This is a genomic window from Paraburkholderia sp. J41, from assembly GCF_905220235.1.
GTDB lineage: Bacteria > Pseudomonadota > Gammaproteobacteria > Burkholderiales > Burkholderiaceae > Paraburkholderia.
This window is the reverse complement of sequence record NZ_CAJMZE010000046.1, coordinates 1-17185: the sequence shown is the minus strand read 5'-3', so window position 1 is coordinate 17185 and position 17185 is coordinate 1. Positions and strand designations below refer to the sequence as shown.

At 61.7% G+C, this 17185-nt stretch carries 11 protein-coding genes and 4 tRNA genes; all 15 read right to left on the bottom strand.

The window, feature by feature from the left end; translation table 11 throughout:
• Positions 1–297: 297 nt before the first annotated feature.
• Positions 298–2145: a DNA helicase RecQ gene (gene recQ, locus U5805_RS28840; protein WP_322106918.1), complete on the bottom strand. Its 1848-nt coding sequence runs from the start codon at positions 2143–2145 to the stop codon at positions 298–300.
• Positions 2146–2324: 179 nt separating this feature from the next.
• Positions 2325–2720 (bottom strand): hypothetical protein, encoded by a 396-nt coding sequence (locus tag U5805_RS28835; protein WP_322106917.1) that lies wholly within the window; start codon positions 2718–2720, stop codon positions 2325–2327.
• 239 nt (positions 2721–2959) lie between these two features.
• Positions 2960–7210, bottom strand: a complete 4251-nt coding sequence (gene rpoC / locus U5805_RS28830) for a DNA-directed RNA polymerase subunit beta' (RefSeq protein ID WP_322106916.1) — start codon at positions 7208–7210, stop codon at positions 2960–2962.
• Positions 7211–7231: 21 nt separating this feature from the next.
• Entirely contained in the window at positions 7232–11338 is a 4107-nt protein-coding gene (gene rpoB, locus U5805_RS28825) for a DNA-directed RNA polymerase subunit beta (RefSeq protein WP_322106915.1), read from the bottom strand.
• A gap of 363 nt (positions 11339–11701) precedes the next feature.
• Positions 11702–12076 carry a 50S ribosomal protein L7/L12 gene (rplL, locus tag U5805_RS28820; protein ID WP_027821097.1) on the bottom strand — a complete coding sequence of 125 codons (375 nt, stop codon included), beginning with the start codon at positions 12074–12076 and terminating at the stop codon, positions 11702–11704.
• A 78-nt stretch (positions 12077–12154) separates the two neighbouring features.
• Positions 12155–12652 (bottom strand): 50S ribosomal protein L10, encoded by a 498-nt coding sequence (rplJ, locus tag U5805_RS28815; RefSeq protein WP_322106914.1) that lies wholly within the window; start codon positions 12650–12652, stop codon positions 12155–12157.
• Positions 12653–12983: 331 nt separating this feature from the next.
• Positions 12984–13679, bottom strand: a complete 696-nt coding sequence (gene rplA, locus U5805_RS28810) for a 50S ribosomal protein L1 (RefSeq protein ID WP_322106913.1) — start codon at positions 13677–13679, stop codon at positions 12984–12986.
• The gene (rplK, locus tag U5805_RS28805) at positions 13680–14111 is read right to left on the bottom strand and encodes a 50S ribosomal protein L11 (RefSeq protein WP_069269337.1); all 432 of its coding nucleotides are present in this window, start codon (positions 14109–14111) and stop codon (positions 13680–13682) included.
• Between the two features lie 194 nt (positions 14112–14305).
• Positions 14306–14863 carry a transcription termination/antitermination protein NusG gene (gene nusG / locus U5805_RS28800; protein ID WP_075303275.1) on the bottom strand — a complete coding sequence of 186 codons (558 nt, stop codon included), beginning with the start codon at positions 14861–14863 and terminating at the stop codon, positions 14306–14308.
• 1 nt (position 14864) lies between these two features.
• On the bottom strand, positions 14865–15245 hold the full coding sequence (secE, locus tag U5805_RS28795; RefSeq protein ID WP_322106912.1) for a preprotein translocase subunit SecE: 381 nt from the start codon (positions 15243–15245) through the stop codon (positions 14865–14867).
• Positions 15246–15283: 38 nt separating this feature from the next.
• Positions 15284–15359: transfer RNA gene (locus U5805_RS28790), tRNA-Trp, on the bottom strand.
• A 70-nt stretch (positions 15360–15429) separates the two neighbouring features.
• The gene (gene tuf / locus U5805_RS28785; RefSeq protein ID WP_017333531.1) at positions 15430–16620 is read right to left on the bottom strand and encodes an elongation factor Tu; all 1191 of its coding nucleotides are present in this window, start codon (positions 16618–16620) and stop codon (positions 15430–15432) included.
• 109 nt (positions 16621–16729) lie between these two features.
• Positions 16730–16804: transfer RNA gene (locus tag U5805_RS28780), tRNA-Thr, on the bottom strand.
• Between the two features lie 29 nt (positions 16805–16833).
• Positions 16834–16907: transfer RNA gene (locus tag U5805_RS28775), tRNA-Gly, on the bottom strand.
• Between the two features lie 50 nt (positions 16908–16957).
• A tRNA-Tyr gene (locus U5805_RS28770) sits at positions 16958–17043 on the bottom strand.
• Between the last annotated feature and the right edge of the window lie 142 nt (positions 17044–17185).

Genomic DNA, 17185 nt, shown 5'->3' with positions numbered 1-17185 from the left:
TCCGGGCAAAGCGGAAAACCATGCATCTACATTCCTACGAGAACTCCGTTTCTGCGCTTATATCTGCTTAAAACCACGCGTGCTTTCGCACGGCTCCAACCGTTTTTTGCGGACGGTGTTCGGCCGCAACCGACGAGCGCAGACATCCCAGAAACCGGAACCCAACATGATAGGCCAAAAATGCCAAGCGAGTCAACGGGTTGCGATCGTTCGGACGACAGAGCAAATAACGGCGCGGCAACGCGCGCCGAGCCCGCGCGGGAATAAACGCAGCAAGAACGCCCGGCAGCGGCGCCCCTATTCTTCCCCGACGACTTCCACGAGTTCTTCCCCGAAGCGCTCGAGCTTGCGCGCGCCGATGCCGGGAATGTCACGCAACTCGTCGACGGACTCGGGGCCGTTGCGCGCAATTTCCGCCAGCGTGGCGTCGTGGAAGATGACGTAGGCCGGCACGCCTTCGCTTTTGGCCGTTTCGGTACGCCACAGGCGCAGACGCTCCCAGCGCGCGCGCTGCCGCGGGCTCATGCCGATGGTCGGGTCGGCGCGTTCGCTCGTGCGGCCGGAAGTCTGGCGCGTGCGCGTGGGCTTCACGTAGCGGCGCATCGTGACGTTTTGCTCGCCCTTGAGCACGGGCTTGCTGGCCTCGGTAAGCACGAGCGAGCCGAAACCGTCATGGTCGACCGTGAGATAGCCGAACGCCACGAGCTGACGGAAAATCGCGCGCCATTCGGGCTCGGACAGCGCCGCGCCAATGCCGAAGGTGGAAATCTTCTCGTGCCCGCGCTGGAGAATTTTTTCGGTGCGATTGCCGCGCAGGATGTCGATCAGATGCCCCGCGCCGAAGTGAAAGCCGCTCGCGCGCTGCGCGCGGAACACGCACGACAAAGCCATTTGCGCCTCGCGCGTGGCGTCCCACGTGGCGGGCGGCTCGAGGCAGGTGTCGCAGTTGCCGCAGGGTTGGCTTGCTTCGCCGAAGTACGCGAGCAGGCGCACGCGCCGGCACGAGGCCGCTTCGCACAGCCCGAGCAGCGCGTCGAGTTTGCCCGTCTGCACGCGCTTGTGCTGCTCGTCGGCGTCGGACTCGTCGATCATCTTGCGCTGCTGCACGACATCGCCGAGACCGTAGGCCATCCACGCATTGGCCGCCAGCCCGTCGCGGCCCGCGCGGCCGGTTTCCTGGTAGTAGCCTTCCACGCTTTTCGGCAGGTCCAGATGCGCGACGAAGCGCACGTCCGGCTTGTCGATACCCATGCCGAACGCGATGGTCGCGCACATCACCACGCCTTCCTCGCGCTGGAAAATTTCCTGATGGCTCTGGCGCACCTCGAATTCCATGCCGGCGTGATACGGCAGCGCGCGCACGCCCTGCGCCTTCAGCCATTCCGCGGTTTCCTCGACCTTGCGGCGCGAGAGGCAATAGACCACGCCCGCGTCGGTGGTGCCGTCGGCGCGCGTGTGCTCAGCGCGAATGAAGTCGAGCAGTTGCGTGCGCGCGTTGTCTTTTTCGACGATGCGATAGCGGATGTTCGGCCGGTCGAAGCTCGACACGAAAATGCGCGCGTCGTCGAGCGCAAGGCGATGGACGATTTCGTCGCGCGTGATGTCGTCGGCGGTGGCCGTGAGCGCGATGCGCGGCACGTTCGGAAAGCGCTCGTGCAGCACCGAAAGCTGGATGTACTCGGGCCGAAAATCGTGTCCCCATTGCGAGACGCAATGCGCCTCGTCGATCGCGAAGAGGCCGATGTTCGTGCGCTCGAGCAGATCGAGAAAGCGCGGCGTCATGAGACGCTCGGGCGCGACGTAGAGCAGATCGAGATTGCCTTCGCGCAGCGCGCGCTCGGTGGCGGCGGCTTCCGCCCCGCTCAGCGTGGAATTGAGATATGCCGCGCGCACGCCGACTTCGGTGAGCGCCGCGACTTGATCCTGCATGAGCGCGATAAGCGGCGAAACGACGATGCCGGCGCCATGCCCGGCCTCGTGGCGCACGAGCGCCGGAATCTGATAGCAGAGCGACTTGCCGCCGCCCGTGGGCATGAGCACGAGCGAATCGCCGCCGCCCGCGACATGCTCGACGATCTCGGCCTGCTGCCCTCTGAACGCGGGATAACCGAAGACTTCGTTGAGGATTTCGAGGGAGCGGGACATGAAGGCGGAGCGACGCAACGGCGCGATGCAAGGGCGGTGGAGTGGATTTTACCAACGCCGGGCGCACCTTAACCGTCCGCTCCGCGAAGATTGGCCGTTTGGCCGATGAAACACACGCGCGAAAGGCTCGCGCGCGGGGCGAACGCCCGGCCGAAGCCGCGCGCTCTCGCCGCAACGGGTCAGGCGGCGCGACGCGCGATGCGCAGCGTGCCGAAGATCGTCACGAGCGCGGCCACGGCCGCCAGCACGACGAGCGGGCCGAACGGCATCAGCACGAAGCTGCCGCCGACGAGCAGAAGCGAGCCGAGCGTGAGCAGGACCGCGCCCGTTTTCGCCCTGCGCGCGAGCTGCATGATGTAGCCGATGATCAGGAATGCCCACATCACGAGAAAAGTCGCGAAGAACATCGCCGCGGAATCCTTCCCGACGTGATGCAGCAGATGCGAAAAATTGGCGACGCATGCCACCAGACTCAGGATCAAACCGGCCCCGACAAACCACATGATTACCGCCTCCAGATTCAGATAGATGCCCGCCGCGCGGCGTGACGCTTCGAAGCGCAAGCGCGGGAACATCGCGCGCTACGTTAGCACGCGGCGTCGCATAGCGCAGCGCCCGCGAGCGCGCTGCGGCGGGAGGTCGCACAGGGGTATTTGCGCGACGAATGCTTGTCCGCGCGCAAACTCGCGCGATGTCGATGGAACGCCAGATCGGGAATGCCAGATCGCGCGCCCACAAAAAAAAGCCGCCCGGCAAAAACCGGGCGGCTTCATGACACGACTTCAGCAAGAGGCAGCTTGCGCCGCCTGTTCGCTTATTCGTCCGTCGTATGCGGCTGTTGCGGCTGCTCGGCGGCCGGGGTTTCCGGTGCGCCGAACTCGAACGCTTCTTCCGCTGCGATCTGGTCGAAACGCTCGCGATCCGACGACTCCTTCGCACGGCGCGCCTTGTGGAACGCGAGACCCGTACCCGCCGGAATCAGGCGGCCGACGATCACGTTTTCCTTCAGGCCACGCAGATCGTCGCGCTTGCCCATGATCGCCGCTTCGGTCAGCACGCGCGTCGTTTCCTGGAACGATGCCGCCGAGATGAACGAGTCGGTCGAGAGCGACGCCTTCGTGATACCGAGCAGCACGTTCTCGTACGTTGCCGGACGCTTGTCTTCCGCGTTCATCTTGTCGTTCTCGTCGAGCATGTCCGACCGCTCGACTTGTTCGCCAGGGATGAAACGCGTGTCGCCGTTGTCGGTGATCTGCACGCGGCGCAGCATCTGACGCACGATCACTTCGATGTGCTTGTCGTTGATCTTCACGCCTTGCAGACGGTACACGTCCTGCACTTCGTCCACGATGTAGCGCGACAGCGCCTCGATACCCTGCAAGCGCAGGATGTCGTGCGGATCGGCCGGGCCGTCCACGATCATTTCGCCCTTGTTGACGACCTGACCGTCGTGGACCAGCACCTGCTTTTCCTTCGCGATCAGGAACTCGTGCTGGTTGCCCTCGAGGTCCGTGATGACGAGACGCTGCTTGCCCTTCGTGTCCTTACCGAACGACGTGGTGCCCGTGACTTCCGCCAGAATGCCGGCGTCCTTCGGCGAGCGCGCTTCGAACAGTTCCGCCACACGCGGCAGACCGCCGGTAATGTCACGCGTTTTCTGCGCTTCGGTCGGGATACGTGCGAGCACTTCACCCACCTGCACCTGCTGACCGTCCTTCACGGTGATCAGCGCGCCGACCTGGAAGCCGATCTGCACCGAATGCTCCGTGCCGGGGATCTTCACTTCGTCGCCGTTCGCGTCGATCAGCTTGACCTGCGGACGCACGCTCTTCGAAGCCTGCGAACCGCGGCGCTTCACGTCGATCACCACGAGGGTCGAAAGACCCGTGACGTCGTCGATCTGCTTCGCCACGGTCACGCCTTCTTCGACGTTCTCGAACTTCACCGTACCGCCGTACTCGGTGATGATCGGGCGCGTGAGCGGGTCCCACGTCGCGAGCTGGGTGCCGGCCTTGATCTGCGCGCCGTCCAGTTGCAGCAGCGTCGCGCCGTACGGCACCTTGTGACGCTCGCGCTCGCGGCCGTGATCGTCGGCGATGATGGCTTCGCCCGAACGCGAGATGACGATCTGCTCGCCCTTCGCATTCGTGACGTAACGCATCGTCGCCGTGAAGCGGACCGTGCCGTTCGACTTGGCTTCGACCGACGAAGCGACTGCCGCACGCGATGCCGCACCACCGATGTGGAACGTACGCATCGTGAGCTGCGTGCCCGGTTCGCCGATGGACTGCGCCGCGATCACGCCGACAGCTTCGCCGACGTTCACGCGCGAGCCGCGGCCGAGGTCGCGGCCGTAGCACGAGGCGCACAGGCCGTAGCGCGTTTCGCAGGTGAGCGGCGTGCGCACGCGCACTTCGTCGATGCCGAGGCTTTCGATCGTTTCCACCGCGTCTTCGTCGAGCAGATCGCCCGAGGCGTAGATCGTTTCCTGCGTTTCCGGGTTGACGACGTCCGCCACCGCGACGCGGCCGAGAATACGGTCGCGCAGCGCTTCGACGACTTCACCGCCTTCCACGAGCGCCTTCATCGCCACGCCGTTCGACGTGCCGCAATCTTCCTCGACGACCACGAGATCCTGCGTGACGTCCACGAGACGACGCGTCAGATAACCCGAGTTCGCGGTCTTCAGTGCCGTATCAGCCAGACCCTTACGTGCGCCGTGGGTCGAGATGAAGTACTGCAACACGTTCAGGCCTTCGCGGAAGTTCGCGGTAATCGGCGTTTCGATAATCGAGCCGTCCGGCTTCGCCATCAGGCCGCGCATACCCGCAAGCTGACGGATCTGGACCGCGGAACCCCGCGCGCCCGAGTCGGCCATCATGTAGATCGAGTTGAACGATTCCTGACGCGTTTCCTTGCCGTCGCGGTCGATGACCGGTTCCGTCGCGAGCTGCTCCATCATCGCCTTGCCGACCGCTTCCGACGTTGCCGACCAGATGTCGACCACGTTGTTGTAGCGTTCCTGCGCGGTGACGAGACCCGACATGTACTGACGGTCGTACTCCTTCACCTTCTTCGCGGCGTCGCCGACGATGGTTTCCTTCTGCGGCGGCACGAGCATGTCGTCCACGCAGATCGAAATACCGGCGCGCGTGGCGAGGCGGAAGCCCGACTGCATCAGCTGGTCGGCGAAGATCACCGTTTCGCGCAGACCGCACTTGCGGAACGCGGTGTTGATCAGACGCGAAATTTCCTTCTTCTTCAGCGGCTTGTTCAGCACCGTGAACGGCAGGCCCGGCGGCAGGATTTCCGAGAGGATCGCGCGGCCGACCGTGGTCGCGTACAGCGTGATCTTCGGCACGAACGCCGGCGCGCCTTCGCTCTTGTCTTCGTTGTGGACCATTTCCGTGATCCGCACGTTGACGCGCGAGGCCAGCTCGACTTCCTTGTTCTCGTACGCGCGGATCGCTTCCGACACGCCCGTGAACGTCATGCCTTCGCCCTTGCCGTTGATCGCTTCGCGCGTGGCGTAGTACAGGCCGAGCACGATATCCTGCGACGGCACGATCGACGGATCGCCGTTGGCCGGGAACAGGACGTTGTTCGACGCGAGCATGAGCGTGCGCGCTTCCATCTGCGCTTCGAGCGACAGCGGAACGTGAACGGCCATCTGGTCACCGTCGAAGTCGGCGTTGAACGCCGCGCAAACGAGCGGGTGCAGCTGGATCGCCTTGCCTTCGATCAGCACCGGCTCGAAAGCCTGAATGCCAAGACGGTGCAGCGTCGGCGCGCGGTTCAGCATGACCGGATGTTCGCGGATCACCTCTTCGAGGATGTCCCACACCACCGGCGTCTGGTTCTCGACTTCCTTCTTCGCAGCCTTGATGGTCGTGGCGACGCCCATCGTTTCCAGCTTGTTGAAGATGAACGGCTTGAAGAGTTCGAGCGCCATCAGCTTCGGCAGGCCGCACTGGTGCAGCTTGAGCGTCGGACCCACCACGATGACCGAACGGCCCGAGTAGTCCACGCGCTTGCCCAGCAGGTTCTGACGGAAGCGGCCGCCCTTACCCTTGATCATGTCGGCGAGCGACTTCAGCGGACGCTTGTTCGCGCCCGTCATCGCCTTGCCGCGACGGCCGTTGTCGAGCAGCGAGTCGACCGCTTCCTGGAGCATCCGCTTTTCGTTGCGGACGATGATCTCCGGCGCCTTCAGCTCGAGCAGACGCTTCAGACGGTTGTTGCGGTTGATGACGCGGCGATACAGGTCGTTCAGGTCCGAAGTCGCGAAACGGCCGCCGTCGAGCGGCACGAGCGGACGCAGTTCCGGCGGCAGCACCGGCAGCACTTCGAGCACCATCCATTCGGGCTTGATGCCCGAACGCTGGAAGGCCTCGAGCACCTTCAGGCGCTTGGCGTACTTCTTGATCTTCGCTTCGGAGCCGGTGTTCTTCAGCTCCGTGCGCAGCGTTTCCACCTGCTCGTCGATGTTGATCGCGCGCAGCAGCTCGCGCACGCCTTCCGCGCCCATTTCGGCGCGGAATTCGTCACCGTACTCTTCGACCTTGTTGTAGTAATCCTCTTCGGTCATGATCTGCCGCGCCTTCAGCGGCGTCATGCCCGGTTCGATCACCACATATGCTTCGAAGTACAGCACGCGCTCGATGTCGCGCAGCGTCATGTCGAGCACCATGCCCAGACGGGACGGCAGCGACTTCAGGAACCAGATGTGAGCGACCGGCGAGGCCAGCTCGATGTGGCCCATGCGTTCGCGGCGCACCTTCGCGAGCGTGACTTCCACGCCGCACTTCTCGCAGATCACGCCACGGTGCTTCAGGCGCTTGTACTTGCCGCAAAGGCATTCGTAGTCCTTGATCGGACCAAAAATCTTCGCGCAAAACAGACCATCCCGCTCCGGCTTGAACGTGCGGTAGTTGATGGTTTCCGGCTTTTTCACTTCGCCGAACGACCACGAGCGGATCTTGTCCGGCGAGGCCAGACCGATCTTGATCGCGTCGAAAACTTCTTCTTGTTGGACTTGCTTGAATAGATCGAGCAGAGCTTTCATTGCCTTCTCTCCGTAGTCCGATTAGTTGCGGTCGAGGTCGATGTCGATGCCGAGCGAGCGGATTTCCTTCACCAGCACATTGAAGGATTCCGGCATGCCCGCGTCGATCACGTGGTCGCCCTTGACGAGGTTTTCGTACACCTTCGTCCGGCCCGTCACGTCATCGGACTTCACCGTCAACATTTCCTGCAGCACATACGAAGCGCCATACGCTTCGAGCGCCCACACTTCCATTTCACCGAAACGCTGGCCACCGAATTGCGCCTTGCCACCCAGCGGCTGCTGCGTGACGAGCGAGTACGGGCCCGTCGAACGCGCGTGCATCTTGTCGTCGACAAGGTGATGCAGCTTCAGGTAGTGCATGTAGCCCACGGTCACCGTGCGCTCGAACATTTCGCCCGTGCGGCCGTCGTACAGACGCACCTGGTTCTTCGACGGCGTCATGCCGAGGTTTTGAGCGATGTCGTCCGGGAACGCCAGATCGAGCATCTTGCCCATTTCCTCTTCGGTCGCGCCGTCGAACACCGGCGTGGCGAACGGCACGCCTTCGCGCAGGTTCTTCGCGAGTTCGAGGATCTCGTCGTCGCCGAAGCTGTCCAGATCTTCCGGATGGCCCGACTCGTTGTAGATCTTCGTGAGGAACTCACGCAGTTCCGCCGCCTTCGTTTGACGCGCCAGCATTTCGCCGATACGCCAGCCGAGACCCTTCGCGGCCCAGCCGAGATGCACTTCGAGAACCTGACCCACGTTCATCCGCGACGGCACGCCGAGCGGGTTCAGCACGACGTCCGCCGGACGGCCGTCGGCCATGTACGGCATGTCTTCGATCGGCACGATCTTCGACACCACGCCCTTGTTGCCGTGACGGCCTGCCATCTTGTCGCCAGGCTGCAAACGGCGCTTCACCGCCAGGTACACCTTGACCATCTTCAGCACGCCCGGCGGCAGTTCGTCGCCCTGCGTAAGCTTCTTGCGCTTCTCTTCGAACGCCAGATCGAACTGGTGACGCTTTTCCTCGATCGAGTTCTTGATCGCTTCGAGCTGCGCCGCCGCTTCTTCGTCCGCGAGACGGATGTCGAACCAGTGGTAATGGTCGAGGTCGCTCAGGTAAGCCTGATCGATCTTCGTGCCCTTCGCGAGCTTCTTCGGGCCGCCGTTCGCAACCTTGCCTTCGAGCATGCGCGCGAGACGCTGGAATGCGTCGCCTTCCACGATGCGCAACTGGTCGTTCAGGTCGAGGCGATAGCGCTTCAGTTCGTCGTCGATGATCTGTTGCGCGCGCTTGTCGCGCTGGATGCCTTCACGCGTAAACACCTGCACGTCGATGACCGTGCCGCTCATGCCCGAGGGCACGCGCAGCGACGTGTCCTTCACGTCCGAAGCCTTCTCGCCGAAAATTGCGCGCAGCAGCTTTTCTTCCGGCGTGAGCTGGGTTTCGCCCTTCGGCGTGACCTTGCCCACGAGCACGTCGCCCGCTTCGACTTCCGCGCCGATGTACACGATGCCCGACTCGTCGAGACGGCCAAGCTGCACTTCCGCGAGGTTCGAAATGTCGCGCGTGATTTCTTCCGGTCCGAGCTTCGTGTCGCGTGCAACGACATTCAGTTCTTCGATGTGGATCGACGTGTAACGGTCGTCGGCCACCACCTTCTCCGAGATCAGGATCGAGTCTTCGAAGTTGTAGCCGTTCCACGGCATGAACGCGATCAGCATGTTCTGGCCGAGCGCAAGCTCGCCCAGATCGGTCGATGCGCCGTCAGCCAGCACGTCGCCGCGCGCAACCTTGTCGCCCATCTTCACGATCGGGCGCTGGTTGATGTTCGTGTTCTGGTTCGAACGCGTGTACTTGATGAGGTTGTAGATGTCGACGCCAACTTCGCCGGCGACGGCTTCATCGTCGTTCACGCGAATCACGATACGGCCCGCGTCGACGTAATCCACCACGCCGCCGCGCAGCGCCTGAACCGTCGTGCCCGAGTCGACCGCAACCGTGCGCTCGATGCCCGTACCGACGACCGGCTTTTCCGGACGCAGGCAAGGCACGGCCTGACGCTGCATGTTCGAGCCCATCAACGCGCGGTTCGCGTCGTCGTGCTCGAGGAACGGGATCAGCGAGGCAGCCACCGAAACGATCTGCGACGGCGCCACGTCCATGTACTGGATGCGGTCCGGCGTGACCATTAGCGTTTCGCCCGCTTCACGCGACGAAACGAGTTCGTCGGTCAGCGTGCCATCGTCGGCCACCGCCGCGTTCGCCTGAGCGATCACGTAACGGCCTTCTTCGATCGCCGAGAGGTAGTCGATCTGGTCGGTCACCTTGCCGTCCTGCACCTTGCGGTACGGCGTTTCGAGGAAGCCGTATTCGTTCAGGTGCGCGTACAGCGCGAGCGAGTTGATCAGGCCGATGTTCGGACCTTCCGGCGTTTCGATCGGGCACACGCGGCCATAGTGCGTCGGATGCACGTCGCGCACTTCAAAGCCAGCGCGCTCACGCGTCAGACCGCCCGGGCCAAGTGCCGAAACGCGGCGCTTGTGGGTGATTTCCGACAGCGGGTTGGTCTGGTCCATGAACTGCGACAACTGCGACGAACCGAAGAACTCGCGAATCGCCGAGGAAATCGGCTTCGAGTTGATCAGGTCGTGCGGCATCAGGTTTTCGCTTTCGGCCTGGCCGAGGCGTTCCTTGACCGCGCGTTCGACGCGCACGAGACCGGCGCGGAACTGATTTTCCGCAAGCTCGCCCACGCAACGCACGCGACGGTTGCCCAAGTGGTCGATGTCGTCCACTTCGCCCTTGCCGTTGCGCAGCTCGACGAGGATCTTGATGGTCGCGAGGATGTCGTCGTCCTGCAGCGTCATCGGGCCGACGATTTCGTCACGGCCCACGCGGCGGTTGAACTTCATACGACCCACCTTCGAGAGGTCGTACGCTTCTTCGCTGTAGAAGAGACGATTGAACAGCGCCTCGACCGCTTCTTCGGTCGGCGGCTCGCCCGGGCGCATCATGCGGTAGATCGCGATGCGCGCGGCCATCTTGTCGGCCGTTTCGTCGATACGCAGCGTCGACGAGATGTACGGACCCTGGTCCAGATCGTTCGTGTAGAGCGTCTGGATGTCCTTGATCTTCGCTTCGCGCAGCTTCTCGAGCACGCTTTCCGTGATCTCGTCGTTCGCGTTCGCGATCACTTCGCCCGTGTCGCCGTCGACAACGTTCTTCGCCAGCACGCGGCCGAGCAGATAGTCTTCCGGCACCGAGATGAACGTGGTCTTGGCGTTCTCGAGGTCGCGAATGTGCTTCGCGTTGATGCGCTTGTCCTTCTGGACGATGACCTTGCCTTCGCGATCCGTAATGTCGAAGCGCGCGACTTCACCGCGCAGACGCTCGGGCACGAACTCCATCTGCGCGCCTTCCGGCATCAGCGTGAAGTTGTCGAACACGAAGAAGTTCGCGAGGATCTGTTCCGGCGTGAGGCCGATGGCCTTCAGCAGGATCGTGACCGGCATCTTGCGGCGGCGGTCGACGCGGAAGTACAGCACGTCCTTCGGGTCGAACTCGAAGTCGAGCCACGAACCGCGGTAAGGAATGATACGTGCCGAAAACAGCAGCTTGCCCGAGCTATGCGTCTTGCCCTTGTCGTGTTCGAAGAACACGCCCGGCGAGCGGTGCAGCTGCGAGACGATGACACGCTCGGTGCCGTTGATGACGAACGAACCCGTCGGCGTCATGAGCGGAATTTCGCCCATGTACACTTCCTGTTCCTTCACTTCCTTGACGACGGGCTTGCTCGGCGATTCCTTGTCGAGCAGGACGAGGCGGACCTTCGCGCGCAGCGCCGAGCAGTACGTGAGGCCACGCTGCTGACATTCCTTGATGTTGAATGCCGGCGGCGAAAGCATGTAGCTCACGAACTCTAGACGAGCGAAGCCGTTATGGGAAACAATAGGAAAAACCGACGTGAACGCGGCTTGCAGGCCTTCCGGCTTGCGTTGGACGCTAGCCGTGTCTGCTTGCAGGAACGTACTGAATGATTCAAGCTGGGTGGCCAGCAGGAAAGGAACCTGGTGAACGATGGGGCGTTTCGCGAAACTCTTGCGAATACGCTTCTTCTCGGTGAAGGAATAGTGCATACGATCTCCGAATCACGGCGGGTAGGACGACCCGAGTGTTCACCGACTGAGACCCGATGGCTTCGCGAGCCTTGGAAGCTTGGTGGTTGGCCTCTACCAACCGCTGGCTGACGGCAGCGGATTTGGGTTTGTCATGACTTACCCGCTGCCCGACCAAACTTGCCTTCTGCAGTCGCTTCAGAAGACAAAGAGAAACGTCATCTAGCGCGGCGAACCCGCACGACGGAAGACGGTTTTCTTTGGCTTCTAGGTCCCGCATCCTGCCTCGACTCCTGAAAAATCGAACACAAAAACGCGGTCCCCACAAAGCACAAAAAGGCCGGCGGTGTAAAAACCGCCAGCCTTCGCACAGCGCGCTGAAACTTACTTGATTTCAGCCTTCGCGCCGGCTTCTTCCAGCTTCTTCTTCGCTTCTTCAGCAGCAGCCTTGGGCACCGCTTCCTTCACGGGCTTCGGTGCGCCGTCGACCAGGTCCTTCGCTTCCTTCAGGCCGAGACCCGTCAGTTCGCGAACGGCCTTGATGACCGACACCTTGTTTGCGCCTGCTTCGAGCAGGTTGACCGTGAATTCGGTCTGCTCTTCAGCAGCAGCAGCTGCGCCGCCGCCTGCCGGGCCAGCGACTGCCACAGCAGCTGCCGACACGCCAAACTTCTCTTCGAAAGCCTTGACCAGTTCGTTCAGTTCGAGAACCGACATCGAGCCAACGGCTTCGAGGATGTCTTCTTTTGCGATTGCCATTTGAAATTACTCCAGATTTGAATTCGGAAACAGCTAGCGATCTTTCTCGCTTGCGTGCGCTCGTTCGCTGGCCTGAAATCAGGCAGCTTCTGCCTGCTTCTTCTCTGCCAGCGCGGCGAGTGCGCGCGCGAAGCCGGAGACAGGAGCTTGCATAACGAACAGCAGCTTCGAGAGCAGTTCTTCGCGGCTCGGGATGCTGGCCAGCGCTTGCACGCCTGCCTTGTCCATCACCTTGCCTTCGTAGGAACCAGCCTTGATGACCAACTTGTCATTGCCCTTTGCGAAGTCGTTGACGACCTTCGCAGCAGCAATCGCATCTTCCGAGATGCCGTAGATCAGGGGGCCAGTCATCTGCTCTGCCAGCGGAGCAAACGGGGTACCTTCGACAGCGCGACGCGCCAGCGTGTTCTTCAACACGCGGAGGTACACCTGCTGCTCACGCGCTTTCGCGCGCAGCTTGGTCAGATCGCCAACCGCGATTCCACGATACTCGGCCAGCACCATGGTCTGAGCCTTCGCGACTTGCGCGGAGACTTCAGCCACGACGGCCTGCTTATCTTCTTTGTTCAGTGGCACGGTTAACCTCCAGATTCGACACCCAACGCTCTCGCGCCAGATGCCGCGTTCAACAACGGCGACCGACCAGTCCGGAGTAAATCAGTTTGCTTCGCCAGGCGTTGCAGCCTGCTTCCGCTCACATCAGCACTTCAAAACCTTTTCGGGTTCGCCATCTGCGTTGGCTTCGCATTAAGGAAGCGCCCAACTGCTGCACTTCCGCCAACGGTCTTTGACAACCGGTCGCGCCGCGATACCGCTACGACACAACCGCCCAAAGCCCTTTAAATCCGCGCGGCTGCCCTTTCAGGCCACCGCGCGGCAAAACTTGTTGCGACGCTTACTGCGGCAATCAGGCTGCCAGCGACGACTGATCGACGCGAACGCCGACGCCCATCGTGCTCGAAACAGCGATCTTGCGCAGGTACACACCCTTGCTCGTTGCCGGCTTTGCCTTGGTCAGCGCGTCGAGGAGCGCGTCCAGGTTGCTGCGCAGCGCGGTGGCTTCGAACGAAGCACGGCCAATGGTGGCGTGGATGATACCGGCCTTGTCGACACGGAATTGCACCTGACCCGCCTTGGCGTTCTTCACGGCCGTCGCGACGTCCGGCGTAACCGTACCGACCTTCGGGTTTGGCATCAGGCCACGCGGGCCCAGGATCTGACCGAGCGTACCGACAACGCGCATCGTGTCCGGCGAAGCGATCACGATGTCGAAGTCCAGGTTGCCGGCCTTGATCTGCTCTGCCAGATCTTCCATGCCGACGATTTCTGCGCCTGCTGCCTTGGCTTGCTCAGCCTTCTCGCCTTGCGCGAACACAGCAACGCGAACCGACTTGCCCGTACCTGCCGGCAGCACGACCGAGCCGCGAACGACCTGGTCCGACTTCTTCGCATCGATGCCGAGCTGGACCGACACGTCGATCGACTCGTCGAATTTCGCCGTGGCGCATTCCTTCACGAGCGACAGAGCGTCGACGATCGGGTAAAGCTTCTGGCTGTCGACCTTGGCGGCCAGTGCCTTTTGACGCTTGGAAACCTTAGCCATTTACACGCCCTCCACGATGATGCCCATCGAACGGGCGCTGCCAGCGATCGTGCGAACCGCGGCGTCCATATCGGCTGCCGTAAGATCCGGCATCTTGGTCTTGGCGATTTCCTCGGCTTGCGCGCGGGTGATCGTAGCGACCTTGTCGGTGTGCGGCTTGGCCGAACCCTTGTCGACCTTCGCTGCCTTCTTGATCAGGACCGTAGCCGGCGGCGTCTTCAGGATGAACGTGAAGCTCTTGTCCGCGAATGCCGTGATCACGACCGGAACCGGCAGACCCGGTTCCATGGCTTGAGTCTGCGCGTTGAACGCCTTGCAGAACTCCATGATATTCAGGCCGCGCTGACCCAGTGCCGGACCAACCGGCGGCGACGGATTGGCTTTACCTGCAGGAATCTGCAGCTTGATAAAGCCGATGATTTTCTTTGCCATGTTGAAAACCTCTTTGGAACGCGTGAGCGTTCTGGTGAGTGGTAGCGCGCGTTCGCCGCAATCTTCGCTGTGCCAACTGTTTTCAGCGACACATCTAAAGCCGACTGGACTACTTACGCTCCTCTACGGCCGTTACGCGGACCGTAAGCGCGGAAAAACGGATCGCACCCGAGGCGCGATCCGTAGAATTCGATTTACAGCTTTTCGACCTGGCCGAACTCGAGTTCGACCGGTGTGGCGCGACCGAAAATGGTGACGGAGACCCGAACGCGCGACTTTTCGTAGTTGACTTCTTCGACGCTGCCATTGAAGTCGGTGAACGGGCCTTCCTTCACGCGGACCATCTCGCCGACTTCGAACAGGGTCTTGGGGCGCGGCTTCTCCACGCCTTCCTGCATCTGCGACATGATCTTCTCAACTTCACGCGGGGAAATCGGGCTTGGCCGATTACGCGCGCCGCCGACGAAACCCGTTACCTTGGCCGTGTTTTTCACGAGGTGCCACGTTTCGTCCGTCATTTCCATCTCGACCAGGACATAGCCCGGGAAGAAACGACGCTCGGTCACCGATTTGTGACCGCCCTTCACTTCGACCACTTCTTCAGTCGGCACGAGAATCTGGCCAAACTGGTCTTGCATGCCAGCACGTTCGATGCGCTCTTGAAGCGCACGTTGCACGCTCTTCTCCATGCCGGAGTAGGCGTGCACCACGTACCAGCGCTTTCCGCTCGGGGATGCCGGTGTATCGCTCATATCATTTCCAACCCAGAATCGCCGAGAAAATCACCCACTCGATGGATTTGTCGCAAACCCAGAGAATGATGGCCATTGCCAGCACAAAACCGAAGACCACCAGCGTCGTTTGGGTAGCCTCTTTGCGAGTCGGCCAGACGACCTTGCGAACTTCCTTGTACGAGTCTTTGGCAAAACCGATGAAGCTCTTGCCGGGCGCCGAGAGAAGACCGACCACCACACCCGCGATCACGCCCACTGCGAGCGCCGCACCGCGAACGTACCACTCCTGGCTACCGAGCCAGTAGAACCCTACGAACCCGGCCACCACCAACAATACGCCCACCACAAGCATGAGCTTGTCGCTGGAAGTATTAACAGTTTCGACGGAAGGATTCGCCATAACACCTTAAAGAACAACGCGCAAACGGCGCGAGAAGTTGGCAGGGGCAGAGGGAATCGAACCCCCAACCTTCGGTTTTGGAGACCGACGCTCTGCCAGTTGAGCTATACCCCTAAACCATTTTGGGGCCGGCGACACCGCCAACCCCTAAACCACTTAGTCGATCAACGAGACTGGCAAAAACTTACTCGATGATCTTCGCGACGACGCCGGCGCCGACGGTACGGCCACCTTCGCGGATCGCGAAGCGCAGACCTTCTTCCATCGCGATCGGAGCGATCAGCTTCACCGTGATCGACACGTTGTCGCCCGGCATGACCATTTCCTTGTCCTTCGGCAGCTCGATCGAGCCCGTCACGTCCGTCGTACGGAAGTAGAACTGCGGACGGTAGTTGTTGAAGAACGGCGTGTGGCGGCCGCCTTCGTCCTTGCTCAGCACGTACACTTCAGCCGTGAAGTGCGTGTGCGGCGTGATCGAACCCGGCTTCGCCAGCACCTGGCCGCGCTCCACGTCTTCACGCTTCGTGCCGCGCAGCAGGATACCCACGTTGTCGCCTGCCTGACCCTGGTCGAGCAGCTTGCGGAACATTTCCACGCCCGTGCAGGTCGTCTTCACCGTCGGCTTGATACCGACGATTTCGATTTCCTCGCCGACCTTGACGATGCCGCGCTCCACGCGACCCGTCACCACCGTGCCGCGACCCGAGATCGAGAACACGTCTTCCACCGGCATCAGGAATGCGCCGTCAACTGCGCGCTCCGGCGTCGGGATGTACGTGTCCAGCGCGTCGGCCAGGTTCATGATCGCCACTTCGCCCAGCTCGCCCGTGTCGCCTTCCAGCGCCAGCTTGGCCGAACCCTTCACGATCGGCGTGTCGTCGCCCGGGAAGTCGTACTTCGACAGGAGTTCGCGCACTTCCATTTCGACGAGTTCGAGCAGCTCGGCGTCGTCGACCATGTCGCACTTGTTCAGGAACACGATGATGTACGGCACGCCGACCTGACGCGCCAGCAGGATGTGCTCACGCGTTTGCGGCATCGGGCCGTCAGCGGCCGAGCACACCAGGATTGCGCCGTCCATCTGCGCCGCGCCCGTGATCATGTTCTTCACGTAGTCGGCATGGCCCGGGCAGTCGACGTGTGCGTAGTGGCGGTTAGCCGTTTCGTACTCGACGTGCGCGGTGTTGATGGTAATGCCACGTGCCTTTTCTTCCGGCGCTGCATCGATCTGGTCGTATGCCTTCGCTTCGCCGCCGAACTTCTTGGTCAGAACCGTCGTGATCGCTGCCGTCAGCGTGGTCTTGCCGTGGTCAACGTGACCGATCGTGCCCACGTTCACGTGCGGCTTGGTCCGCTCAAACTTACCCTTGGCCATTTTCGACTCCTAAGAGGATTTTTCCGTACGTTGCGCGGGGCGCGCAAACAATCACTGGTTGCTGCTGCCTGCTCGATGCGAGGCCCCTGAAGGCCTGCTAGATACCGGCTGGTGCCCATGGGCAGGATCGAACTGCCGACCTCTCCCTTACCAAGGGAGTGCTCTACCACTGAGCCACATGGGCATTTACTTTCGCGTTTACGTCTGCTTTGCTGGAGCGGGTGAAGGGAATCGAACCCTCGTCGTAAGCTTGGAAGGCTTCTGCTCTACCATTGAGCTACACCCGCAAGGGCTACCGACTAATGCCGATTCCCGACACATCACTTCAGCTGAATTCTGGTGGAGGAGGTTGGATTCGAACCAACGTAGGCGTAAGCCAACAGATTTACAGTCTGCCCCCTTTAGCCACTCGGGCACCCCTCCGCAGAGAACTGATGATTATAGGGGAACATCCGATCAGTGTCAAGCACTTTGTTCGAAGCAGAACCCACAACGCTCTCACTTATAGGGAGAACGGAAACGCAAAAACCCCGGCTTTTCAGGGCCGGGGTCTCGCGTGTAGAGA